This is a genomic window from Polaribacter reichenbachii, assembly GCF_001975665.1.
GTDB classification, from domain to species: domain Bacteria; phylum Bacteroidota; class Bacteroidia; order Flavobacteriales; family Flavobacteriaceae; genus Polaribacter; species Polaribacter reichenbachii.
On record NZ_CP019419.1, the window covers coordinates 2729493 to 2754223 of the forward strand.

At 28.1% G+C, this 24731-nt stretch carries 25 protein-coding genes; 12 read left to right on the plus strand and 13 right to left on the minus strand.

Going from position 1 to position 24731, the window contains the following annotated elements:
- Positions 1–17 precede the first annotated feature (17 nt).
- From BW723_RS11450 to BW723_RS11460, 3 genes are all read right to left on the minus strand, one after another.
- Positions 18–812, minus strand: coding sequence for an ABC transporter ATP-binding protein (locus BW723_RS11450; RefSeq protein WP_068364699.1), 795 nt, complete (start codon positions 810–812; stop codon positions 18–20).
- Between the two features lie 45 nt (positions 813–857).
- Complete coding sequence (locus BW723_RS11455) at positions 858–1886, minus strand: FecCD family ABC transporter permease (RefSeq protein ID WP_068364696.1); 1029 nt, start codon at positions 1884–1886, stop codon at positions 858–860.
- 69 nt (positions 1887–1955) lie between these two features.
- Positions 1956–2537 (minus strand): non-canonical purine NTP diphosphatase, encoded by a 582-nt coding sequence (locus tag BW723_RS11460; protein WP_068364693.1) that lies wholly within the window; start codon positions 2535–2537, stop codon positions 1956–1958.
- A 425-nt stretch (positions 2538–2962) separates the two neighbouring features.
- Between BW723_RS11460 and BW723_RS11465 the strand changes: the two genes are divergently transcribed.
- A complete protein-coding gene (locus BW723_RS11465) occupies positions 2963–4141 on the plus strand; it encodes a helix-turn-helix domain-containing protein (RefSeq protein WP_139059145.1) in 1179 nt (392 codons plus the stop codon).
- Positions 4142–4146: 5 nt separating this feature from the next.
- Here the strand turns inward: BW723_RS11465 and rlmH are convergent, their stop codons facing one another.
- A complete protein-coding gene (gene rlmH / locus BW723_RS11470; protein ID WP_068364691.1) occupies positions 4147–4620 on the minus strand; it encodes a 23S rRNA (pseudouridine(1915)-N(3))-methyltransferase RlmH in 474 nt (157 codons plus the stop codon).
- Between the two features lie 106 nt (positions 4621–4726).
- On the opposite strand from rlmH, the gene nadC reads away from it, so the two are divergent.
- From nadC to BW723_RS11510, 8 genes are all read left to right on the plus strand, one after another.
- Positions 4727–5587 (plus strand): carboxylating nicotinate-nucleotide diphosphorylase, encoded by an 861-nt coding sequence (gene nadC / locus BW723_RS11475; RefSeq protein ID WP_068364688.1) that lies wholly within the window; start codon positions 4727–4729, stop codon positions 5585–5587.
- A 36-nt stretch (positions 5588–5623) separates the two neighbouring features.
- Positions 5624–6196: a pentapeptide repeat-containing protein gene (locus tag BW723_RS11480; RefSeq protein ID WP_068364685.1), complete on the plus strand. Its 573-nt coding sequence runs from the start codon at positions 5624–5626 to the stop codon at positions 6194–6196.
- Positions 6197–6261: 65 nt separating this feature from the next.
- Positions 6262–7209 (plus strand): YihY/virulence factor BrkB family protein, encoded by a 948-nt coding sequence (locus BW723_RS11485; RefSeq protein ID WP_068364682.1) that lies wholly within the window; start codon positions 6262–6264, stop codon positions 7207–7209.
- A 113-nt stretch (positions 7210–7322) separates the two neighbouring features.
- Entirely contained in the window at positions 7323–8990 is a 1668-nt protein-coding gene (gene hisS / locus BW723_RS11490) for a histidine--tRNA ligase (protein WP_068364679.1), read from the plus strand.
- Positions 8991–9165: 175 nt separating this feature from the next.
- Positions 9166–9855: a GTP cyclohydrolase I FolE gene (gene folE / locus BW723_RS11495; protein ID WP_068364676.1), complete on the plus strand. Its 690-nt coding sequence runs from the start codon at positions 9166–9168 to the stop codon at positions 9853–9855.
- Positions 9856–10310: 455 nt separating this feature from the next.
- Positions 10311–10832 carry an RNA polymerase sigma factor gene (locus tag BW723_RS11500; protein WP_068364673.1) on the plus strand — a complete coding sequence of 174 codons (522 nt, stop codon included), beginning with the start codon at positions 10311–10313 and terminating at the stop codon, positions 10830–10832.
- 5 nt (positions 10833–10837) lie between these two features.
- Positions 10838–11449 carry a HEAT repeat domain-containing protein gene (locus tag BW723_RS11505; RefSeq protein WP_068364671.1) on the plus strand — a complete coding sequence of 204 codons (612 nt, stop codon included), beginning with the start codon at positions 10838–10840 and terminating at the stop codon, positions 11447–11449.
- 4 nt (positions 11450–11453) lie between these two features.
- On the plus strand, positions 11454–12440 hold the full coding sequence (locus BW723_RS11510; RefSeq protein ID WP_068364668.1) for a DUF4097 family beta strand repeat-containing protein: 987 nt from the start codon (positions 11454–11456) through the stop codon (positions 12438–12440).
- Positions 12441–12507: 67 nt separating this feature from the next.
- Here BW723_RS11510 and secA read toward each other — a convergent pair whose 3' ends face one another.
- The 4 genes from secA to BW723_RS17895 all read right to left on the minus strand — a co-directional run bounded on the left by secA (position 12508) and on the right by BW723_RS17895 (position 17507).
- Positions 12508–15846, minus strand: coding sequence for a preprotein translocase subunit SecA (secA, locus tag BW723_RS11515; RefSeq protein WP_068364665.1), 3339 nt, complete (start codon positions 15844–15846; stop codon positions 12508–12510).
- A gap of 143 nt (positions 15847–15989) precedes the next feature.
- Positions 15990–16211 carry a DUF2795 domain-containing protein gene (locus BW723_RS11520; RefSeq protein WP_015479930.1) on the minus strand — a complete coding sequence of 74 codons (222 nt, stop codon included), beginning with the start codon at positions 16209–16211 and terminating at the stop codon, positions 15990–15992.
- A gap of 172 nt (positions 16212–16383) precedes the next feature.
- The gene (locus tag BW723_RS11525; RefSeq protein WP_068364662.1) at positions 16384–16956 is read right to left on the minus strand and encodes a cob(I)yrinic acid a,c-diamide adenosyltransferase; all 573 of its coding nucleotides are present in this window, start codon (positions 16954–16956) and stop codon (positions 16384–16386) included.
- Positions 16957–17015: 59 nt separating this feature from the next.
- A complete protein-coding gene (locus BW723_RS17895) occupies positions 17016–17507 on the minus strand; it encodes a hypothetical protein (protein WP_068364659.1) in 492 nt (163 codons plus the stop codon).
- Between the two features lie 41 nt (positions 17508–17548).
- On the opposite strand from BW723_RS17895, the gene BW723_RS11535 reads away from it, so the two are divergent.
- Together BW723_RS11535 and BW723_RS11540 are read left to right on the plus strand one after the other, a co-directional pair.
- Complete coding sequence (locus BW723_RS11535; protein ID WP_226789201.1) at positions 17549–18100, plus strand: DinB family protein; 552 nt, start codon at positions 17549–17551, stop codon at positions 18098–18100.
- A 23-nt stretch (positions 18101–18123) separates the two neighbouring features.
- On the plus strand, positions 18124–18348 hold the full coding sequence (locus BW723_RS11540) for a hypothetical protein (protein WP_068364656.1): 225 nt from the start codon (positions 18124–18126) through the stop codon (positions 18346–18348).
- A gap of 66 nt (positions 18349–18414) precedes the next feature.
- On the opposite strand, the gene BW723_RS11545 is transcribed toward BW723_RS11540, so the two are convergent.
- The 3 genes from BW723_RS11545 to BW723_RS11555 form a co-directional block, all read right to left on the minus strand.
- Positions 18415–18768: a hypothetical protein gene (locus BW723_RS11545; RefSeq protein ID WP_068364654.1), complete on the minus strand. Its 354-nt coding sequence runs from the start codon at positions 18766–18768 to the stop codon at positions 18415–18417.
- 187 nt (positions 18769–18955) lie between these two features.
- Entirely contained in the window at positions 18956–19681 is a 726-nt protein-coding gene (locus tag BW723_RS11550; protein ID WP_068364651.1) for a DNA/RNA non-specific endonuclease, read from the minus strand.
- A gap of 71 nt (positions 19682–19752) precedes the next feature.
- A complete protein-coding gene (locus BW723_RS11555; protein ID WP_068365229.1) occupies positions 19753–21960 on the minus strand; it encodes an endonuclease MutS2 in 2208 nt (735 codons plus the stop codon).
- A 62-nt stretch (positions 21961–22022) separates the two neighbouring features.
- On the opposite strand from BW723_RS11555, the gene BW723_RS11560 reads away from it, so the two are divergent.
- A complete protein-coding gene (locus tag BW723_RS11560) occupies positions 22023–22688 on the plus strand; it encodes a uracil-DNA glycosylase (RefSeq protein WP_068365227.1) in 666 nt (221 codons plus the stop codon).
- Here the strand turns inward: BW723_RS11560 and BW723_RS11565 are convergent.
- Entirely contained in the window at positions 22672–23685 is a 1014-nt protein-coding gene (locus tag BW723_RS11565) for a glycosyltransferase family protein (RefSeq protein ID WP_068364648.1), read from the minus strand. The two genes, BW723_RS11560 and BW723_RS11565, sit on opposite strands and share 17 nt — an antisense overlap.
- A 9-nt stretch (positions 23686–23694) precedes the next feature.
- On the minus strand, positions 23695–24564 hold the full coding sequence (locus BW723_RS11570; protein ID WP_068364645.1) for a UDP-2,3-diacylglucosamine diphosphatase: 870 nt from the start codon (positions 24562–24564) through the stop codon (positions 23695–23697).
- Between the last annotated feature and the right edge of the window lie 167 nt (positions 24565–24731).

Sequence of the window (24731 nt, forward strand, 5' to 3'; positions counted from 1 at the left end):
TAATAGTGAAATCAAAATTAAGGCTTGTTTATAATAAATTGCTCTAATTTTCTGTTAAAATTAACAATGTCACTAGGAAATAAATTATCGAAAGCTCCTGTTTCCATTAGGTATAAAGGTGTTCCTGTATGTATTTTCTCATCAGTAAATAATATAATTTCATCAGCAAATTTAATAGATAAATTTACTTCATGAGACGATAAAATTATGGTTTTAGAAGTTTTATTGATCAACTTTTGTAATAAATCAAAAATTTTGATAGTATGATGTAAATCTAAATGAGCAGTGGGTTCATCTAAAATAATAAGATCTGTGTCTTGTGCTAAAGCTCTTGCAATAAGTACTCTTTGCAACTGTCCATCACTCAACTCATAAAAAAACTTTTCTTTTAGGTGATAAATTTCTGTTTGGTCTATAGCCCAGTTTATTTTTTCTAAGTCATTTTCCGAAAGTTTATCAATCCAATTGGTGTATGGTTGTCTGCCTAAAGCAATGAGTTCAAAAACAGTAATTTGACTTTCGGGTAAACGTTCAGTTAATACTAAACTTAAAACTGTAGAAAGTTCTTTATTTGTAAAGTTTTCAATATTTTTTTGGTTGATAAAAACCTCGCCTTTTAATGCTTTTTGAACTTTAGAAACTGTTCTTAATAAAGTCGATTTTCCTATTCCGTTTTTACCTAAAACAGTAACCAATTTTCCTTTTTCAATTGTAATATCAATATTAGAAGCTACAATATTTTGTGCTTTTTTATCTTGATAACCTATGCTAAGGTTTTCAGTTTTTAAAATGATGTTTTTATGATGTTTCAAAGTTTAACTTTTCTATTTTATAACGAATCTTGTTTTATTGCTAAGTTAAACATAAATCTTCTTTTTTCTCACCAACAGCCAAATTACAACAGGCGCACCAAAAAGTGAAGTAATTGCATTAATTGGTAGCGTAAATTCGCTTGTGGGTAATTGTGCAATACTATCGCAAATCAATAAAATTATTGCGCCTAAAATAGCTACAGCAGGTATTAATATTTTATGATTTGACGTTGTAAAAAACATTCTAGCAATATGAGGAACAGCTAAACCTACAAAAGCAATTGGGCCTGAAAAAGCTGTAATTACTCCTGTTAAAATACTGGTTATTAATAAAATTATATTTCTACTTTTTTTAATATTGATACCTAAGCTTTTTGCATAATTTTCGCCCAATAAAAAACTGTTTAAAGGTTTTATGATAGATAAAGTTCCTAGAATTCCAATACTATAAATAATAGAAAAAACTAAAATTTCATTCCAACTTAAATTGCCTAAACTACCAAAACTCCAGAATAAATATTGCTGAATTTGGTCTGCCTCAGAAAAGTAAGCTAATACACTAATTACTGCAGAAGTTAAAGAACCAAACATCAACCCAATAATTAAAATAGACATCGTGTTTCTTACTTTATTTGCAGCAATTATTACAGCAGATAATACAAGAAAAGCACCTAAACTTGCAGCAATTGGCAAAGACCAAATAGACAGAGAATTGGTTAATAAAAAGCCACCAAAAACAGACGAACCTAAAATTAAAATGGCAACTCCTAAGCTTGCGCCAGATGAAATTCCTAATACAAAAGGCCCAGCTAAAGGATTTCTAAATAAGGTCTGCATTAACAAACCACAAATAGACAAACCAGAACCTACTAAAATTGCTGTAATTGCTTTTGGTAATCTAAAATTTAAAATAATAGTTGCCCAACTTTCTTTGGCAGGAACATTTCCTGTAATAATTTTAAAAATATCCTCTAAAGGTATAGATACTGAGCCTAAACTAACATTCACAAAAAACAAAATCATCAGTAAAACTGATAATAAAATAAAGTGTTTTGTGTACGATTTGTTTTTCATTTGTAAATGTCTGTCTAAGACAAGTAGGGTTTTAATATTGAGGACTAGAATGCGCTCTAGGAAACAAATTTAAGATTTATAGTCATTTAAAAAAGCGACTAATTTTTGGATGGCAATTCCTCTATGAGAAATTTTATTTTTTTCTTCAGAACTCATTTCAGCAAAAGACAAATTGTATCCTTTAGGTTTAAAAATTGGGTCGTAACCAAAACCTTTTTCACCTTGTTTTTCGGTTAAAATATCACCTTTACAAATGCCTTCAAAAAGAAATTTTTCATCATTTAAATTTAAAGCAACAGCAGTTCTAAATTGTGCTTTTTTATTCTCTTTTTCTTTTAATTCTGATAATAATTTTTGCATATTATTATCAGAATTGGCAGGTTCACCAGCAAAACGTGCTGAATAAACTCCTGGTTTTCCTCCTAAACTTTCAACTTCTAAACCTGTATCATCAGCAAAACAATTATAACCAAATTTTTGAGTAATATAATCTGCTTTTAATTTGGCATTACCTTCTAAAGTTGTTTCAGTTTCGTCAATTTCATCAAAACAATTAATGTCTTTTAAGCTCAATAATTCTATTGATTTTGGCATCATTTTTTGAACTTCAGCCAATTTGTTTAAGTTATTTGTTGCAAAAACTAATTTCATAAAGCGAAAATAATCATTTTAATGTGGTTATAGAAAAATACTTAGACCAGTTATTTGATTGCTTTTCGTAATAAGGTTTTAACTTTTTTTATGGTAAAATTTGTGTAGTGTTATTTAAAATAAAACCTGCCAGTAGTTTTGTTTTATTTAGGTGATAGAGTAAATTATTTAAAATCCCCCAATAATAAATAATTACTCTTCTCCATATTTTATAAACATCTTTGCACTGACAGGTATATTTATGAGTATTGTGCAGATATTTTGTTATTACCAAACTTATAATAAATAAATAGATTATGCCTAACTAAAAATAATGACCTGTTCATTTTTTAGCTAAATCAGTAAGAATTTTAAACAATCAGTAAGATATTTTTAAATAGAAGAATCAATTTTACTACATTTGATTTATAAAATCCCTATTTATTTTGATTGAATCTTTTTTGTTTTTATTTACAGGAATTATTGGTATTGTAACCCTTACTTTAATGTTAAGATTTTATCGTTCTAATCCTTTTTGTAACTTTTTTTTAATACTTGCTCTGGGTATTGTTTCTATTCGTTTTTTTATTCATGGTAGTTACCATTTTGGTTTACAAACAGTAATAAAACCAGATAGAGGTTTGTTTTCTATTTTGTTTTTATTAATTGTTCCTAGTTCTTATTTGTATTATAAAAACTTAACTTTTCAAATTAATAAATTTAATTACAAAGATTTAAAACATTTATTTTTTATTATCTTCTTATTTCTAATTAACTCAATTGATGTTTTGAGACATAGTTTCATTTTTTATTTTGGACCCTATACAAACCTCTTTTTAATAACATTCTTTTTAGTTTTTTATCTCTTATCGATTTTTAAACTATTAAGTAAAAATATTTGGTTTCAAAAAACAATGCTTTTAAATAATGAGCATTTTAAATTAGTTAAAAATTGGACTATATATTTTTATGTAATTCATATTCTTTCTAGCCTTACAGTTTTAATTTCTTTATATATAGAAATTAAAAACGGATCTCTACCTTCAGGAAAATCAATGGCAATTTTTTTACTACTTTTTTGGTTATTCATATTTTTTAAAATTTTAATTTCTCCAGAAATTTTATATGGCCTTCCAATACTAAATAAAACGTTATTAAGATTTAATAATTCTTTGTTAGAAAATACTGAAATTTTAAAACCAAGAACAGATAATTGGCTTTTAGTAACAAAAGATAAAAAAAGCAACCAAGATCAAAAATTACAAGAAAAAATCACAAAAAATATAAGTAGTTATATTTTAGAGGTTGATAAATTAAGTACTGAAGAATTGATTTTTAGAAATCAAAAAGCTTCTCAAAATACTATTGCAGAAAAATTAGGTGTACCAACAAGTCATATAGTGTATTTATTTAAATATCATTCTAAGATTTCTTTTTCAGAATATAGAATGAACAGTAGAATACAAGATGCAATTCATTTGATAAATCAAAATTTTTTAAATAATGAAACTTTCGAATCTTTAGCTTACACAACAGGATTTTCATCTTACAATCCTTTTTTTAGTGCATTTAAAAAAATTACGACTTATTCTCCTCAAGACTATATTAAAGTAAATAAAATATAGCGTTTTTATTCATGATGATAAGGCTCATTCTTTAAGATGGTAAAACCTCTATAGAGTTGTTCTACTATAAAAAGACGAATCATTTGATGAGAAAATGTCATTTTAGATAACGATATTTTTCCTTGTGCTTTTTTGTAAATAGCATCAGAAAAACCATATGGCCCTCCAATTACCAAAACCAATTGTTTTAAACCTGAATTCATTTTCTTTTGCAAGTATTTAGAAAACTCGATAGATGTAAAATGTTTCCCTTTATCATCTAACAAAATCAATTGATCTGTATTTTGGAGCTTAGACAGAATTAAATCGCCTTCTTTTTCTTTTTGTTGAACTTCGCTTAAATTCTTTACATTTTTAATATCAGGAATAATTTCGAGTTCAAACTTTATATAATGTTTTAGTCGATTTTGATATTCATCAATCAACTGAATTAAATGTTTATTGTCGGTTTTACCTATGACTAGGAGTTTAATTTTCATATTTCAAAATTACGAATTATGAATTTATAATTACAGATGATTTGACGTAATTCATCATCTGTAATTTATAATTAAAATACTATTTTTACATCAGAAATACGAAAAAATGATATCAGAAGAACAATTTCAGAACGAATTAGACCTCATTATAAAAAATGCCATAAGAGAAGATATAGGAGATGGTGATCATACTTCACTTTCTTGCATACCTGCAGATGCTCAAGGAAAAGCAAAATTACTAGTTAAAGACGATGGAATTATTGCTGGTGTTGACTTTGCAAAGCTTGTTTTTAGCTATGTTGATGAAGATTTAAAGGTTGAAACTTTTATAAAAGATGGTGAAAAAGTAAAATATGGAGATATTGTTTTTCACGTTTCTGGTAAATCGCAATCCATTTTAATGGCAGAACGTTTGGTGTTAAATGCAATGCAAAGAATGAGTGCAATTGCTACTAAAACAGCCTTTTTTGCGAATCTTTTAGAGGGTACAAAAACCAAAGTTTTAGATACAAGAAAAACAACACCAGGTATTAGAGCTTTAGAAAAATGGGCGGTTAAAATCGGTGGTGGAGAAAACCATAGATTTGCCTTATATGATATGGTTATGATTAAAGATAATCATATTGATTTTGCTGGCGGAATTACAGCTGCAATTACAAAAACGAAGAATTATTTAGCTGAAAAAGGCTTAGATATTAAAATAATTGTAGAAGCTAGAAGCTTAGAAGAAATTAAAGAAATTTTGTCTGTTCCTGGAGTTTACAGAATTTTAATTGATAACTTTAATTATGAAGACACTAAAAAAGCGGTTGCTTTAATTGGTGATACTTGCCTAACAGAATCTTCTGGTGGAATTAATGAAGATACCATTAGAAAATATGCAGAATGTGGTGTAGATTATATTTCTTCTGGTGCATTAACACACTCTGTTTACAATATGGATTTAAGTTTAAAAGCTATAGATTAATTCAATTAACAATCGAATGTAGTAGAAACTTATAATATGATGTATAATTATTTTGATAGTGAAGAATATGCTAAAATAGATTTTACAAAAAGTGAAATAATTAAAGGCGAATATGATAACTGTACCTTTACCAATTGTAATTTTGAGAACATTCACGCATCAAATATTCAGTTTGTAGAATGCGATTTTATCGATTGTAATTTTAGCAATACTATTGTAAAAGATACTGCTTTTAAAGATGTTAACTTTTTGAATTGTAAAATGATAGGCGTAAAGTTTTATAGTTGCGATTCTTTTTTACTACAACTTTCGTTTAAAGAATGTCAATTGCAATATGCTTCTTTTTATCAGTTAAAAATTCCGAAAACAAAATTTTTAAATTGTAATTTAGAAGAAGTCGATTTTACAGAAGCTAATTTAAATGGCTCGTTATTTAATGATTGTAATTTAAAAAGCACAATTTTTGATAGAACAAATTTAGAAAAAGCAGACTTTAGCACCGCTTTTAATTTTAGAATAAATCCAGATGAAAATGCTTTGAAAGGAGCAAAGTTTAGTAAAGAAAACATTGAAGGATTGTTGTTTGGATATAAGATTATTATAGAGTAAATTTTCTATGAAACGAGTGTTGAGTAAATGTGAAATAAGAAAATGTCTGAAAGATAAAAGAGTTAATGAGTAGAGAAATAGAAGACAAACTAAATAAAATTCCAATAGTAAATTTGTTGGTTAAATTCGGGAAACAAATAAAAATTCCGGGTTTAATAGGTATGTCTTTATATGATGTTTTAGAACTCTACATTATTGGTATTATTGAAGGTGCTTTAACCACAAGAGCAGGAGGGATTGCCTTCAGTTTTTTTATGGCAGTTTTTCCATTTATGCTGTTTATTTTAACGCTAATTCCATACATTCCAATAGAAGGTTTTCAAGAAGGTTTATTCTCATTTATCAAAGATGTTTTACCTCCACAAACTTTTGATGCTGTAAATTTGGTAATTGGCGATATTATTAACAATCAATATGGAGGTTTACTTTCCTTTGGATTTTTACTTTCTATTTTTTTAATGACCAATGGAATTAACGCTATTTTTGGAGGCTTCGAATATTCGTATCATATCACAGAATTCAGAAATGTTTTTAGGTCTTATTTTGTGGCTTTAGGTGTTTCTCTATTAATCTCGGTTTTCTTAATATCAACAGTAATTTTAGTAATATTATACCAGTTTGCATTAACTAAAATTGATGAAATTGGTTGGCTAAATACCACAGACCTAAATCTATTTTATTATGGTAGAGGTTTACTGTTTGTTTTGATGATTTTTATTATTGTTTCACTACTATTTAGGTATGGAACAAAACAAGGAAAAGAAATACGATTTTTCTCTGCAGGAGCTGTTTTAACTACAGTTGTTTCAATTTTTACTTTCTATTTATTCGGAATTTACGTACTAAAATTTGCGCAATACAATCAGTTATATGGTTCTATTGGTACACTTTTAATTTTGATGCTTTTTGTTTGGTTAAATTCCATTATTTTATTGTTAGGGTTTGAATTAAATGCCTCTTTGCATAAGCTAAAAAGGATAAATAAAACCTTTATTTCACGTAATAAATTATAAGTTTTTCACGATATTTGCGCTCTTAAATTTACAATTACAAAATCATAATTACGAATTTTTAGTTTTGTGTGATTCGCATTATAATAAAAAATTCTTAATTCATAATTATTTATATGAAACCAAGCATCCCAAAAGGAACTAGAGATTTTTCGCCAACAGAAGTTGCCAATCGTACATATATAATGAATACGATTAAAACTGCTTTTGAAACTTTCGGATTTCAACCAATTGAAACTCCGAGTTTTGAAAATTCATCAACATTAATGGGGAAATATGGTGAAGAAGGTGATCGGTTGATTTTTAAAATTTTAAATTCTGGTGATTATTTTAAAGATGTAAGAGAGGATATTAATAAGACTAGTTATATCTATTTACATTTCTTTGAGGTTTTTGATTTAATTAGAAAGAAAAGACCAAAAGAAGAAGAATATCAAGAATTTTTAAAAACCATCTTTAATAAGATTTATAACAAACAAAATTTAAACGACAACGAGAAGAATTACTTAAAATCTTTCTTTTCTTTAAATCAAAGTGATATAATTGATTTTTATACTGAGTTTGAATTAAAAGGAAAACCAGCAGATGAGTTTGTAGAACTTTTGCAGTTTAAAAGAAAAATGTATTCTCAATTTAGATTTGGTTACCTAAATCATTTTCAACTATTAAACTCAAAAAAATCTACACTTTTAATCTCTGAAAAAGCATTAAGATACGATCTTACTGTACCTTTTGCAAGATACGTTGTACAACATCAAAACGAAATTACATTTCCTTTTAAAAGATATCAAGTACAGCCAGTTTGGAGAGCAGATCGTCCTCAAAAAGGTCGTTTTAGAGAATTTTATCAATGTGATGCAGATGTTGTTGGTAGCAAATCTTTATGGCAAGAAGTTGAGTTTATAAAACTTTACGATACTGTTTTTACTCAATTAGGTTTAGAAAAAACGACGATTAAAATCAACAATAGAAAAATACTTTCTGGTATTGCAGAAGTTATTGGTGCACAAGATAAATTAATTGATTTTACTGTAGCTTTAGATAAGTTAGATAAAATTGGTCAAGAAAAAGTAGAAGCAGAAATGTTAAGTAAAGGCATTTCTGAACAAGCGATTCGAAAAGTACAACCTTTATTTTCTTTTAATGGTACTAATGAAGAGAATTTAGATGCTTTAGCAACAATGTTACAATCATCTGAAGAAGGAATTAAAGGAGTAGAAGAGTTACGTTTTGTAATTAATTCAATTTCTGAACTAGGTTTAACATCAGCAAATTTAGAAGTTGATGTAACTTTAGCAAGAGGATTAAATTATTATACAGGAGCCATTTTTGAAGTGTCTGCTCCAGAAGGCGTAAAAATGGGTTCTATTGGTGGTGGTGGAAGATATGATGATTTAACAGGAATCTTTGGTTTAAAAGATGTTTCTGGAGTTGGTATATCTTTTGGATTGGATAGAATTTACCTAGTTTTAGAAGAATTAGGTTTGTTTAAATCTGTAGATTTACCAAAACCAAAAGTGTTATTTATCAATTTTGGAGATGCAGAAGCTTTGTATGCTATGAAAGCAATTGCAGAGTTAAGAAAGCAGCATATAAAATCAGAATTATATCCTGATGCTGCCAAAATGAAAAAACAAATGAATTACGCCAACAAACGCGAAATTGAATTTGTTGTTTTGGTAGGTTCTCAAGAAGTAGAAAAACAAGAATACACATTAAAGAATATGGTTTCTGGTGAGCAAACAAAATGTTCTTTATCAGAATTAATAGACAAAATAAAATAGTTTTTATAAGCTAAAAGAGAGGTTTATAGCAATAATTTAACTTCTAATTTTTAAACTAAGTTTGTTTCGGTTTAAGTTATAGTTATCAAGAATTATTATGTTATAACGATAATTGATGTAAAATTGATTAAAATACGTTGCAAACACGTAAATTTGCACTCTAATATAGATTGAAATGTTTGAATTAAGCAGCAAAATGAATGACGAAAGAATAAAAGAAATTGGTGAAAATCACATTGGTACATCAGCAAAAACGCCTTTAAGAGACGATGCTTTTGATATTACGAATGAAGAAAAAATCAATAGAATTCAAGAAAGTGTTAAGGATATTTTAAACACTTTAGGTATGGATTTAACAGACGATAGTTTACAAGGTACACCAAAGAGAGTGGCAAAAGCTTTTGTAAATGAGATATTTATGGGTTTAGATCCTAAAAATATGCCAAAACCATCTACGTTTGATAATAACTACAATTATGGTGAAATGTTAGTAGAAAAAAACATTGTTGTGTATTCTACTTGCGAGCATCATTTATTACCAATTATTGGTAGAGCACACGTTGCTTATATTTCTGATGGTAAAGTTATTGGTTTATCTAAAATGAATAGAATTGTAGAGTATTTTTCTAAAAGACCACAAGTGCAAGAGCGTTTAACTATGCAGGTTGTACAAGCAATGCAAGAAGCATTAGGTACAGATAATGTAGCTTGTGTAATTGATGCAAAGCATTTGTGTGTAAATTCTAGAGGGATAAAAGACATAGAAAGCTCTACTGTTACAGCAGAATTTGGAGGTAAATTTAAAGAAAGTGAAACAAAAAGAGAATTTTTAGATTACCTAAAAATGAACACAGATTTCGATTGATTTATCAGTCTTAAAAATTCTTATAATTATAATATTAATAATCCGTTTAGAAATTTCTAAACGGATTTTTTTTGTTTTCTACCTAAGTTGTCAGTTCGAGTGATTTTGCTTTTTCGCAAAATTGTATCGAGAACATTTAAAGCAACAAACTTCTCAATTTAATTTTTCATTCTTCCGCAATGAAATATCTGAGTTGTTGATAGTTGAGATTTTTGAAATTTAATTTTATTTCCTGTCAGTTCGAGTAATTTTGCTTTTCGCAAAATTATATCGAGAACATTTACAATTTTCTATTTTAATCTTCAATTTCTTGGAATCTAAAAATCGGCTAAGCTAATTTAGACACCTTTATTCTAAGGAGTAACTAACGTTTTTAAAAAATAATTTTATTTTTTGCGACACTTATTAAAAATCTCAGTTCTTATATTGTAAGATAAAATTAACCAACTATTTTTTTGAACACCAACCAACTCATACAACAATGTAAACTGAATAATTACTCAGCACAATTACAAGTATATAATGCTTATAAAAATATGATGTTTGGTGCTGCTGTTAGAATTTTAAAAAGTAGAGAAGAGGCAGAAGATGTTGTACAAGATTGTTTTATAAAAGGTTTTCAAAAAATTCATCAACTTAAAGAAGGTGCAAATTTAGGAGCTTGGTTTAAAAGAATTGTAATTAATAAATCTTTAGATGTTGTTAAAGAGAAAAAAAAGATTGTTTGGGTTGATGAAACTTTTGTTTTAGAAAAAGAATCTGATCAAGAAAATGAAGTAACAAATGATATTTCTATCGATTTTATAAAGAGCTGTATACATCAACTTAAAGAAAAATACAGTATTATTTTAACGCTTTATTTAATTGAAGATTATAATCATAGAGAAATAGGAGAGCTTTTAAATATTAAAGAAAGCACAGTTAGAAATCAATATAGAAGAGGAAAAGAACAACTTTTGCTATTGATAAAAAAATAAGAAAGATGAAACTTAAAGAGTTTATACAAGAACATAAAAATGATTTTAATAACGAAACAATGTCTAAAGAAGCAGATGTTTCTTTTGAAAAATTATTGCGAAAAGAATTACATCAACCTAAAAAGCAAAAGGTTATTTCTATCAAATTTATTTCTATAGCTGCAAGTATTGTAATTATCTTTTCTGTTGGATTTTGGTATATCAACTCAAAAAAAATAAATGTTGCACAACAACAATTAATGGCAAGTTTAGATGCAGATTCTGCAGGAAAACGTTTAGAAGGTATTTATGCTTTTAATGATGAGTATAAAAAAGAAGACGCAAGAATAATTAATAGATTAATAGAAATTATACATAAAGATGAAAATGCCAATGTAAAAATTGCAACCATTGATGCGCTTTTACAATTTCCATCTAATGAGAAAATTAGAAAAAATTTAATAGTGGCTTTAGAAAAAGAAAACAAGCCTTTGGTACAAATAAAATTAATTAAAGCTTTAAGTGTTTTAAGAGAAAATCGCGCGAAAAAACCTCTTGAAAGAATTATAAATGATGAACAAACCTACCCAATAGTAAAAAATAATGCAACATTAGCTATGGTAGAAATTAAAAAATAATATAATGAAAACAATAAAAATACTATTCATTTTTGCACTGTCTATTCACTTTTTACAGACAAATGCCCAAGAGAAAAAAATAAAATTTAACAAAGGAACTTTAAAAATTTGCTCTTCTAAAAATTTTGAAATTGAAGGTTATGATGGAACTGAAGTTATTATAAAAAGTTTGCACGATAAAAGAAGAGCTAATTTAACGTATTCAGTGTCTGGCACTAGAGGTTCAAGAGCTTATTCTTATAGCAGTTCTTCCAGTAATTCTAATAGAGTTGGAGTTGCAAGATTAGGAACGATAAGATCATCTGCTACAAGTGCTAAAGACTCAACAATTAAAGGAAATGTTTTCTTTTTAAATAATGATGGGGATAGAAAAAATGGTTTAAAGAAATTGGGTAAGAAAAATGAAAACTCAGATTTAGGAATCTATTTTATCATTGAAAAAAATGGTGATGAATTGGTTTTTAAAGATAATTCTGAAGGACAATTAATTATGATGAGCAATGAAAGATATCAAATTAAAATTCCGAATTCTATTAAATTAGATTGGCAAACCAACAATTGCAAAGAAGCAGAGGTTAAAAATAATCAACATCGTTTTTTTAATTCAAAACCATCCAGTTTATCCAATTTTAATGGAGAAGTAGAAATCTCATCAACCTTAAATAATACAAAGTTAAAAGATGTTACTGGGCCAGTTTCTATAAATACTATTGGTGGTAATGTTACTATTGAGTTTGATAAAAAAACACCACAAAAACTCTATTCTATTTATTCTAACAACGGATTTATAGACATAACTTTTCCATCAAATTCAGATATAAAATTAGATGCAACAGGTAGAGAAATTTTTAGTGATATCGATTTTAAAATTGAAGAAGAAACAGAAGAACGAGATTTGCAGATTATGAAATTGAAACTAAATAATGGTAAAGTAAAAATGAAATTAAATGCCAATTTGGGTAATATTTATTTGAGAAAAAAATCCGTTTAGAAATTTCTAAACGGATTTTTTTATTTTTAACTCCTGCAAGGTTTTAAAAACCTTGCAGGATAATAGTTTATTTATTTACTAAAACAAACTCACCTTTTTCAATTAAAGGAATTGCTTGTTTGTATTTTACCTCTTTTTCTTCACCACTCATTACATTTTTAATAGTAACACGTTCGTTTCTACCAATTTTTGGTTGCTCTCTTACTACAGTTTCAACAGGTTCTTGTTGTTGCTGTCTAGAGTTTTGAATGGCTTGTTCTGTAGTGTTTTGAACATCAGCTTTGCTAGTATTTAATTGCTCTCTTTTTTGTTGACGAGCTTCAGAAATCTGATTAGATTGTTGAGGTAATTCTCCTTTAAATAAGAATGATAAAACTTCTTTATTTATTTCATCTACAGTTCTTTTAAACAATTCAAAAGCTTCGAACTTATAAATTAATAGAGGGTCTTTTTGTTCATAAGACGCATTTTGTACAGATTGTTTTAACTCATCCATTTTACGTAAATGCTCTTTCCAGTTTTCATCAATAATGGCTAACGTTATATTTTTCTCAAAATCTGTAATTAACGATTTACCATCACTTTCGTAAGCCTCTTTTAAGTTGGTAACAACTTGTAAAGATTTAATTCCGTCTGTAAAAGGAACTACAATTCGTTCATAACGATCACCTTCATTTTCAAAAACATCTTTAATAACTGGGAAAGCTAAAACAGCATTTCTTTCGATTTTTGCTTTGTAATGTTCAGTAACAATATCGTACAATTTGTCTGTTAATTCTTTTTCAGACAGTTTATTAAACTCATCTTCAGAAAAAGGAGAAGTCATCGAAGAGAATTTGATCAATTCAAACTCAAAATTCTGAAAATCTTTAGCGCCTTTATTTGCCAGGATAATAGATTCGCAAGTATCATAAATCATATTTGCAATATCTACTTGTAAGCGTTTACCGTCTAAAGCATTTCTTCTTCTTTTGTAAACAAACTCACGCTGAGAGTTCATAATATCATCATATTCTAACAAACGTTTTCTGATACCAAAGTTATTTTCTTCAACTTTTTTCTGAGCTCTTTCTATAGATTTGGTAATCATAGAATGTTGAATAACTTCACCTTCTTGTAAGCCCATTCTATCCATCATTTTGGCAATTCTATCAGAACCAAAAAGACGCATTAAGTTATCATCTAAAGCCACATAGAACTGAGAAGAACCAACATCACCTTGTCTTCCTGCACGTCCTCTTAACTGTCTGTCTACTCTTCGTGAATCGTGTCTTTCTGTACCTACAATTGCTAAACCACCAGCTTCTTTTACTTCTTTAGATAGTTTAATATCTGTTCCACGACCAGCCATATTTGTTGCAATGGTTACAACACCAGGTTTACCAGCTTCTGCAACAACATCAGCTTCACGTTTGTGTAATTTTGCATTTAATATATTATGAGGAATTTTACGCATTTGTAACATTCTACCCAATAATTCTGATATTTCTACGGATGTTGTACCAACTAAAACTGGTCTTTTTTGTTCTACTAATTTTACAACATCTTCTATAACAGCATTGTATTTTTCACGAGCAGTTTTGTAAACTAAATCTTCTTTATCATCTCTTTGAATAGGTCTGTTTGTTGGTATTTCTACAACGTCTAATTTGTAAATTTCCCATAACTCACCTGCTTCTGTAATCGCAGTTCCTGTCATACCAGAAAGTTTACGATACATTCTAAAGTAATTCTGTAAAGTTACAGTGGCAAAAGTTTGTGTAGCATCTTCAATTTTACAGTTTTCTTTTGCTTCAATTGCTTGGTGTAAACCATCAGAATAACGACGACCGTCCATAATACGACCTGTTTGTTCATCAACAATCATTACTTTATTGTCCATAACTACATACTCAACATCTTTTTCAAAAACAGTGTATGCTTTTAAAAGTTGATTCATAGTATGAATACGCTCGCTTTTTATGCTAAAGTCTTTGTATAGTTCTTCTTTTTGGGAAGCTTTTTCTTCTTTTGATGTTTCTGCTTTATCAATTTCACCAATTTTAACACCAATATCTGGTAATACAAAGAAAGTATCGTTGTTTGTTTTTTCTGATAAATGGGCAATACCTTTATCAGTTAAATCAATTTGATTATTTTTTTCTTCTACAACAAACCATAAATCTTCATCTACTTCTGGCATCAACTTGTTGTTGTCTGCCATATATGTATTTTCAGTTTTTTGTAAAATTTGTTTTGTACCTTCTTGAGATAAAAACTTAATTAAAGCTTTATTTTTAGGTAAACCTCTGTAAACTCTTAATAATAAGAATCCACCTTCTTTTTCGTTTCCTTCTGCTAATAATTTTTTTGCTTCTGCTAAAACACCAACTAAATGCTTTTTTTGTAAAGCAACAATATCTGCAACTAAAGGTTTTAAGTCGTTAAATTCGTGTCTGTCTCCTTGTGGTACAGGACCAGAAATAATTAAAGGAGTTCTTGCATCATCAATTAAAACAGAATCTACTTCATCAATAATAGCGTAATTTGGTGCTCTTTGTACTAAATCGTCTTTAGAGCTAGCCATATTATCACGTAAATAATCGAAACCAAATTCGTTATTTGTTCCATAAGTAATATCTGCATTGTAAGCTTTTCTACGTGCATCTGAGTTGGGTTGATGAAAATCAATACAATCTGTAGATAAACCGTGGAATTCGAAAATAGGCGCCATCCAAGCTCTATCACGTTTTGCTAAATAATCATTTACAGTAACAACGTGCACTCCATTACCTGTTAAAGCATTTAAGTAAACTGGTAAAGTAGAAACTAGTGTTTTACCTTCTCCAGTCATCATTTCTGCAATTTTACCTTGATGTAAAACAGAACCACCAATTAATTGTACATCATAGTGAATCATATCCCAAGTAACAGGTTTACCTGCTGCATCCCAAGAATTTGCCCAAAAAGCTTTATCGTCTTCTAAAGTGATATGTTCGTTTGTTGCAGATAATTCTCTATCAAAAGGTGTTGCTGTAACTTCTACTTCTTCATTTTCTACAAAACGTTTGGCAGTTTCTTTAATAACAGCAAAAGCTTCTGGCATAATTTCTGCCAAAGTAGCTTCAGAAATAGCATATGCTTCATCTTTTAAAGCATCAATTTCGGTATAAATGTCTTCTTGTCTATCAATATCTGCTTCTTTAGCTTCTTGTTCTAATGCAGAAATTCTATCATCCAATTCTTTTGTTGCGGCTTTTAACTTATCTTTGAATTCTTGAGTTTTTGCACGTAATTCATCGTGTGAAAGTTTAGTAAGTGCTGCTTCAAATTTCTTTACATCTTCTACAATTGGTTGTAAAATTTTTAAATCTTTTTGCTGTTTATCACCTACAAAAAGTTTAATTACTGAATCTAAAATACCCATTTATTTATATGTTTTTTAGTTATTTAGAATAACTATGTTTGTTTAGTTAAATTTTAATTTTATCAATCAGAAAAGTATTTTCTTGGTTATCAAAAAACAAAAAAAAAGCCTCTTTAGAGACTTTTTATATTGTTTTGCATTATTTAGTATTCATCCTCATTCCAAAGATAATCATCTTCTGTGGGATAATCTGGCCAAATTTCAATTATAGAGTCATAAGCATCACCTTCATCTTCAATATCCTGTAAGTTTTCTACAACTTCTAAAGGAGCTCCTGTTCTAATTGCGTAATCTATTAACTCATCTTTGGTTGCTGGCCAAGGTGCGTCTGCTAAATAAGATGCTAATTCTAATGTCCAATACATTTCTTACTGTTTAATTTTGTGCAAAAATAATTTTTTTGCGGAATTATGCAAGTCTTTTTTAAGAAATATACAATGAAGTTATTGTTAATTTTTATGTTACACTGTAAATCAATACTTTGTATTTGTAATAAAAGTTAAAAATCCTTCAATAATCGATAAAAAAAGAACTTAGTTATTGTTTAGTAGGAATCCATTTAATTTCCTCTACTGCTAAGTCTTGAGACAATTTTCGTGCCAATACAAAAAGGTAGTCAGAAAGTCGGTTTAAGTATTTTAAGATGTCATTATTAATGTTTTCTTGGTCATTTAATTCTACAGAAAGGCGTTCTGCGCGTCTGCAAACACATCTGGCAACGTGACAGAATGACACTGCTTGATGACCTCCAGGTAGAATAAAATGTGTCATTTGAGGAAGTACAGCATCCATTTTATCAATTTCATTTTCTAAAAACTCAATAGAATTTTCATCAACTTTAGGAATATTTAAACGCTCTTTGCCAGATTTTAATGTTTCTTTTTCTGGCGGAGTTGCTAACATTGCACCTAAAGTAAATAACTCATTTTGTATTTTTAGCAAAGAATTTTTAATTTTATCACTAATTTCTTGATCCTTTATTAATCCAATATAAGAGTTTAATTCATCTACAGTACCATAACTTTCTATGCGTAAATTGTATTTTTTTACTCTAGAACCTCCAAAAAGAGCTGTGGTTCCTGCATCACCAGTTTTTGTATATATTTTCATTAAAAATGAGTTTCGAATTTGAAAAGTGCTAAGTTACAAAGTTTATCCTTGTATAATTGCTAAACTCTAATTCTAAAATCTTCTTTTGCCTGTTCTTTTCTAAAGAATAATAATCCAAAATAAAACAAATTAATACTTACAGTTAAATTATTTTTTTTAATGATGTTCTGCCATTCTTGTTCTGATTTTTTTGATTGATAAATACCATCAATCAAAATAATATGTTTAGAACTTAACTTTGAAAAGTTTATATTTTTAACACTTTCTATGTTGTTGATATATAGTAATTTGTAATTTTCTGGTTTTTCATTAAAACTAGAACTATCAAAAGAAATTTTATCAATTTTAAAATAAATTAGAATTTTTGAGAGTAGTTTTTTTTGCTTTTTTGATAGACTTTTAAGTACTGAATATTCTTCAAAATTAATGCTTTTTATTTTTTTTTGATACAAACCTTTGGTAACAAAATCGAATACAAAAGGGGAATGAACTCCGTGTTCATCTGTAGATTTTAGTAAAAATTGTAGATAAGAAAAAAGTTGAAAGAACATTAAATTTTGTTTTCTTTTTAAGGATAATTAGTTTTTATAAAATGCTTAAATTCGTAAAAACAAACATACATAAATCTATTTTAATGATTCCAGAAAATGAATACGCGCCTTATTACAAATCATACATACAATTGATTGAAAGTAATGAAAAATCTTTATTAGATAACTTGAAACATTCTCAATTAGATTTTGAGAATACATTAAGAAAAATATCAAAAGAGAAAGGTGATTTTGCTTATGCAGAAGGTAAATGGACTTTGAAGGAGTTGGTGCAACACATTATTGATACAGAACGTGTTTTTTGTTACAGAGCTTTGTGTTTTGCAAGAAATGATAAAACTGAATTACCAGGTTTTGATGAGAATTTTTTTGTTGATAATTCTAACGTTCAGAATAGAGATTTTTATGATATGTTAGACGAAATGAAAGCTTTAAGAATTAGTACAATTCACCTTTTTGAAAGTTTTTCTGATGAAGATTTGTTAAAAATTGGTGTTGGTTCTGGTAACAAAATGTCTGTGAGAGCTTTAGGGTTTATTTTTTCTGGACATCAAACTCATCATTTAAATATAGTTAAAGAAAGATATTTGTAAGTTTGCAGAAATAATTTGATATAATGACTTTACCAAAATTTTTATTGGCCGATAATAGTGAGTTTCCTGAAGATATTTTTGTTTTACATACAGAATTTCCTCGTTTTATGATTAATCTTAAAGATGATGAAATAGAATGGTTCGAAGATTTAACAGGAGAAAACGAAGAAGATATTGCTACAGAATTAGCAGATTTAATGGATAAAGCTGGTGAGTTTTACGATGCTGAAATGAAGTTATACGAATAAAAAAAATGCCTAAATTAGTATTTAAACTAATATTAGGCACCAACTAACCAACCAGTTGTTTATTTTTTAAGCTTTTAATTTTACAGGTATTCTGTAAATCTCACCTTTTTTTGTTCCTTTTACTTTTACTTTTTTGTAGTTTAATTTTGTTTTTACAAAAGAACTAAATTCAGATACTTCAGAGTCTACAGAAACAATTACAACTTCATTGTCGTTGTTAATCATAAAAGAGATTCTTGCAGATGTAGTGTCTTCTAATTCTAACTGAATTTCATTTCCTAACATAGAAACAATTTCTGTTCTTAATTTGCTAGATACTTTTGCTTTTTCTGTTTCATTTTTTTTCTCTGTTGCAGTTGCAGAAAAAGTGGTTGCTAAAGTAATTGCAATAATGGCGATAATAGATTTTAAATTTTTCATTTTATTTGAGTGTGTTAAGTTAAACGATACATAGAAAAGACGCCCAATCTTTAAAAACGTTTCACTAAAAAAATGACTTTAATAATTTCTTAACATATTTTGATTGTTCTTAACAATTTTTAACTATAATATTAAGAATTCTTTCGAATCGATATAAGAATTGAAGTATATTGTTTTAAAAACAAACCTATTTATATTTCCAGATTTTCTTAATTTTATTTTTATCTCTCGTAATTTTTGTACCTAATAAACCTTCCCAAAGAAATAAATCTGATATTTTTTCAATTTTACTGGTAGGCACTTGAAACGTTTCTAAATCTTCATCTGTGGCTTTATTTGGTATTATAAAAGACCAAATATGCAAAGTGCCTCTATGATTTTCTGTAAGAATAGATTTAAAGTAGGAGTGAGGTATAGGTAAAGTTACACCTTCGTCTTTTTTGGAATCAATTACTTTAACTTCTGTATCAAATAAAAATAGAGGACCAGAAATTACATAAGTTTCTAAAATATTTTTTTGACCATCTAAAACTCGTACTGCATTTTCTAAACGTTTCCAAACACCTTTGTTAAAAGATGGTACTTGAGGCGTCATGTTAGATAATAGAAAAGTTTCGCTATTTTGAATCTGAGTTTCAAATTGATTTGCACTTGCTACTAAATGACCTCTGTTAAAACCAGAATTTAAATAGTCTGCTAAATCTGCTCTAAACATTTCTGGAATTCTGTAATCGGGTCTAAAATTATCTATTCTTTCAATGTCAGTTCTGTCTTTATCTATAATTTCTAAAGCCCATTTTGCTTGTCTAAAATAATAGGAGTAACCTAAAACATAATGACGATTAAAAAGAATTTGATCTGCAGCTGGTACTCCATATCTGGTTTCACGTTTTAAATTAGATTGTGTAATCATCGCTAAAGTTTTAGTAATTAGTTAGATGTACAATATAATTTTAAAAAACGGAACTTAAAACAGGAAAAACCTTATTTCTTTGCTTTTTCTACCAACTCTAATTTTTCTAATGAAGTTTTTGTTGTGAAAATTCCGTAATTGATGGTTACACTTTTCTTGTCAATCTTGTCAATTGTACCCACAGAATTAGAATCTATAATTCTAACTCTATCATTTACTTTATAAATGTATTTAGATTTTTCTTTGGCAATTTTAGCCGCTTCAATCTTTTTTTCTTTTCTAACTTCTACTACCTTTTCTAAAACCTCTTTTTCTACTTTTTTAATAGTTTCTTGCACTTGTTTTGCAACCACTTTTGCTTTTTGTTTTTGCGCTTTTGTTTTAGGTTTTATAGGATTTTTCTTTACGTGCCTTACTTTTTCGTCTGCAACCCATTTGTTAAAATTAGCATTTAACTCCTTTTTGTTGTTGGTCTGAAAGTATTTATTCAACAACTCATTCGTCTTTCTACCTAAAGAAAGCATTTTCTGATTTTGATCGTACAATTCTTGGAAACCTGATAATTTATCTTGAATTCGTTGTTCTTTTTCTTGTAAACTATCTAAATGTTCTTGCCCTTTAGATTTTTGTCTTTCTAAATTATCAGAATTTTTTTGAAGTCTATTTCTTTCTTTTTGCAGTTTAGATATGGTTTTGTCTAAACGTACTTTTTCAGTTTCTACTCTTTTTTTAGCTTTATTGATTAAACTAAATGGAATTCCGTTTTTTTGAGCAACTTCAAAAGTAAAAGAGCTACCTGCTTGCCCAATAAATAAACGATATAAAGGTTCTAAAGTGCGTTCATCAAATTGCATATTTGCATTGGTAACATTTTCTAATTCATTGGCTAAAACTTTTAAATTAGAATAGTGGGTAGTTATAATTCCGAATGCTTTTTTATGATAAAATTCTTCTAAGAAAATTTCAGCTAAAGCTCCACCTAATTCTGGGTCTGAACCTGTACCAAATTCATCAATTAAAAATAAAGTATTCTCATTACACTTACGTAAAAAATAACGCATATTTTTAAGGCGATAACTATAAGTACTTAATTGGTTTTCAATAGATTGGTTATCTCCAATATCCGTTAGAATTGTGTCAAAAATATAAGTTTCACTACGTTCATCTACAGGAATTAATATTCCACTTTGCACCATAATTTGCAACAAACCAATGGTTTTTAAGGTGATACTTTTTCCACCTGCATTTGGTCCTGAGATTACTATAATTTGTTGCTTTTCATCTAATTTAATAGTTTGTGCAACCGTTTTTATTTCTTGTTCTTTATTCTTTTTCCATAAAACAGGATGATAGGCATTTTTAAAAAATATCTTTTTATTATTCGATATTTTTGGAAGAATTGCATCCATTTCTAGTGCATATTTTGCCTTTGCACCAACTGTATCTGTGTGAATTAAAAATTGAATATATTCATTTAATAAAGCAACACAAGGACGAATTGTGGTGGCTAAAGCACGCAATATTTTTACAACTTCTTGTTTTTCTTCGTACACTAAATTCTGATATTCTCTGCTATAAGAAAGTGTTGCTTGTGGTGCAATATAAACGATATTACCAGATTTAGAAGAACCTAATAAACTACCAGGAACTTTTCTTCTGTGCATTGCAGAAACGGCCAAAACCCTTTGATTGTCTACAATTGTTTCTTTAATATCATCTAAATAACCAGCAGCAATTGCTTTAGATAATGCTGATGAAAAACTTGCGCCAATTTTACCACGAACATTATTAATATCTCTTCTAATTTGTTTTAAAGAAGCTGATGCATTGTTTTTAACTTCTCCAGAAATATCTATAATTTTCTTTATTTCATCGTCTACAAAAGTGGTGAATTCTATTTCTTGAGAAAGCGCATAAAAAGTAGGGAACTGAATTTGAAATTTCTTAAAAAACTTAATTAATTCATTTACAGTAAGTGAAGTTGTGGCTATTTTTAAAAATGCATCAGTTTCTATAAAGCTATTTTCTATAGCCAAACGTTTTACATTTTCTATAATATTATCAAATCCGTGATTAGGAACTCTGTTTTCACTTTCAAAAGAAGATAAATATTCATCTACTAAATGCAGTTCTTTAAACAGTTCTTTACGCTGCTGAATTGGTTTAGTTTCAAAGATTTTTTCTTTACCTAAACTAGAAATGCAAAATTCTGAAATGTGTTGTAAAACCGTAGAAAATTCTAAATCTTGAAGTGTTTTCTCTGAAATGTTCGTTCTCAATATTGTATTTTTGAATTCTTTTTTGAGTGATTTTATCACTAATAACAACAAAAATAGGAACTATGGAAGTAAAAATAGCGGATTCTTGGAAAAATATCTTACAACCAGAATTTGATAAACCTTATTTTAAAGAATTAACAGATTTTGTAAAATCGGAATATGAAAATTATATTTGTTATCCGAAGGCAAAAGACATTTTTGCAGCTTTTGATTTTTGTTCTTTAAACAATTTAAAAGTGGTTATTATTGGTCAAGATCCTTATCACGGACCCAGTCAAGCAAATGGATTGTGTTTTTCTGTTAAAGATGCTATAAAACATCCACCTTCTTTAGTTAATATTTTTAAAGAAATTTCTTCGGATTTGAATCAGGAATATCCACAAAGTGGGAATTTAGAAAAATGGGCAAAGCAAGGAGTTTTGTTACTCAATGCAACTTTAACTGTTAGAGCACACGAAGCTGGTAGTCATCAAAAAAAAGGATGGGAAACTTTTACAGATTGTGTTATCAAACAAATATCCGAAGAAAAAGAAAACATTATTTTTTTACTTTGGGGAGGTTTTGCCAAGAAAAAAGTGAAATTAATTAACAAAAAGAAACATCATATTTTAGAATCTGGGCATCCATCACCTTTAAGTGCCAATAGAGGTTATTGGTTTAATAATAAACATTTTTCTAAAACAAACGAAATTTTACAAAGTATGAATAAGCCTAAAATACAATGGTAGATAATAGTGTTTCGTTGTAATATGGCAATAAAATAGCTTCAATTAGATCTTCTGTGGTATCTTCATAATCTACATCAATAAGATTATCTGCCTGAATCCATTTTGCAATTTTTGTAATTCTTTTTTTGCTTAATTTCTTTAAAACAGGTACGCCCATTTCTTTTAAAGCTAATGCATTGCATTTTTGTTCATATTGGTTTTTCATTGGTATTACCATCAGCTTTTTTCTTAAAAATAAAGCTTCAGAAGGAGTTTCAAAACCTGCTCCACAAAGTACACCACTAGATGAAGCCATACTTTTTATAAAATCGAATTCGTTTACAGGGTAAATAGTTATGTTTTTTCTAAATATTAAACTTGTAGTTTCTTTAGAAAAAATATGCCATTTTACAATTGGTATTTGAGACAATACTTTTACTATTTTATTATGATTATAAGATGGTAAGTATACTGTAAAATGCCCTTTATTTGTAATTTTTCTGTTACGAATCTTTTTTCTGATTATTGGTGTAAATGTAGTAGTACTATAGGTTTTAAAATGAAAACCAAATTTTGAATTTGCAGGTGCGTAATATTTTAAAATTAGTTTTTCTAAAAAATGCTTACTGTATTTTGGTGCAGCTTTATCTGACACTGCATTTTGATGACTTAAAGAAACAATGTTTACATTATTTATTTTAGCAGCCCAAGCAGAAACTGGCTCAAAATCATTTAAAACTAAATCATATTTTTTAACAGGTAATGCTTTAATTTCTTTAAAAAATCGAGATAGATTCATTTTTTTATAACTAGCTAAAAAATCAATACCTCCTTTTTTACCAAAGGTGTAATTTAATCCGTGTATTTTATATTTAATTTCATAACCTAATTCTAAGTCATTTTCGTTGCCACTTACTAAAATATCTAGATCGCCTTTTTCTTGTAGAATAGGAATAATTTCTTTGGCTCTAGTTATATGCCCATTTCCTGTACCTTGTATTGCATATAGTATTTTCATAGAAATAATTTATGTATTTGTTATATCGAACTCTTTTAACAATTCATTAAATAGAATAGTATGTTCTTTTTCTTTGTCTTTTTTCTTTCCCTTTTTTGTGTCTTTAAACTCAAAGCTTTTAGCAACTTCATCTTTAGCATATTCGTATAAAGACCATTCTTTTTTATTGTATTCGAGAGCAGTTAAATTCTCTATCCAATCTCCAGAGTTTAAATAAAGAGTTTCTCCTTTTTGATTTTTTATTTTTCTGATTTCTGGTTGATGAATATGGCCACAAATCACATAATCGTAATTATTATCAATAGCAATATCAGAAGCAGTTTTCTCGAAATCATTAATAAATTTTACAGCGCTTTTTACACTGTTTTTTATTTTTTTTGAGAGCGATAATTTTCCATAACCAAAAAGCTGACTAACCCAATTTATAAAAGTGTTTAAAACTATTAGTAAATCGTATCCTTTACCGCCTAATTTTGCCAACCATTTAGAGTGTTTCATTGTAACATCAAAAACATCACCGTGAAAAATCCAAGCTTTTTTACCATCCAGATTTAGAATAATTTTATTTAAAATCTTGAAATTACCTAGTTGAAAGCCTCTAAATTTTCTAAGCATTTCATCGTGATTTCCAGTAATGTAATAGACCTTAGTTTCTTTTGATAGTAGAGATGTGATATGTTTAATCACATTCATATGCGATTTAGGAAAAAATCGTTTTTTAAACTGCCATATGTCTATAATATCTCCGTTAAGAATTAGTGTTTCTGCTTGAATGGTTTTTAAATAATTCAGTACTTCTTTTGCTCGGCAACCATAAGTGCCTAGATGAATATCAGAAATTACAACTAATTCTACCTTACGCTTTTTAGTTTTTTTCATTTTAAGAAGTTCGTTAGAGGAACTAGGCCAACTATTTTTAAGAGATATAACAAGTTTTTAGCTTGATATTTTTTATACATAGCATCTATTTGCTCTTGGTTTTAACAAATATAGAAGCCTAATGTATTTTTAGCGTAAAATTAAAATGAATAAAAAGTAAGTTTAAT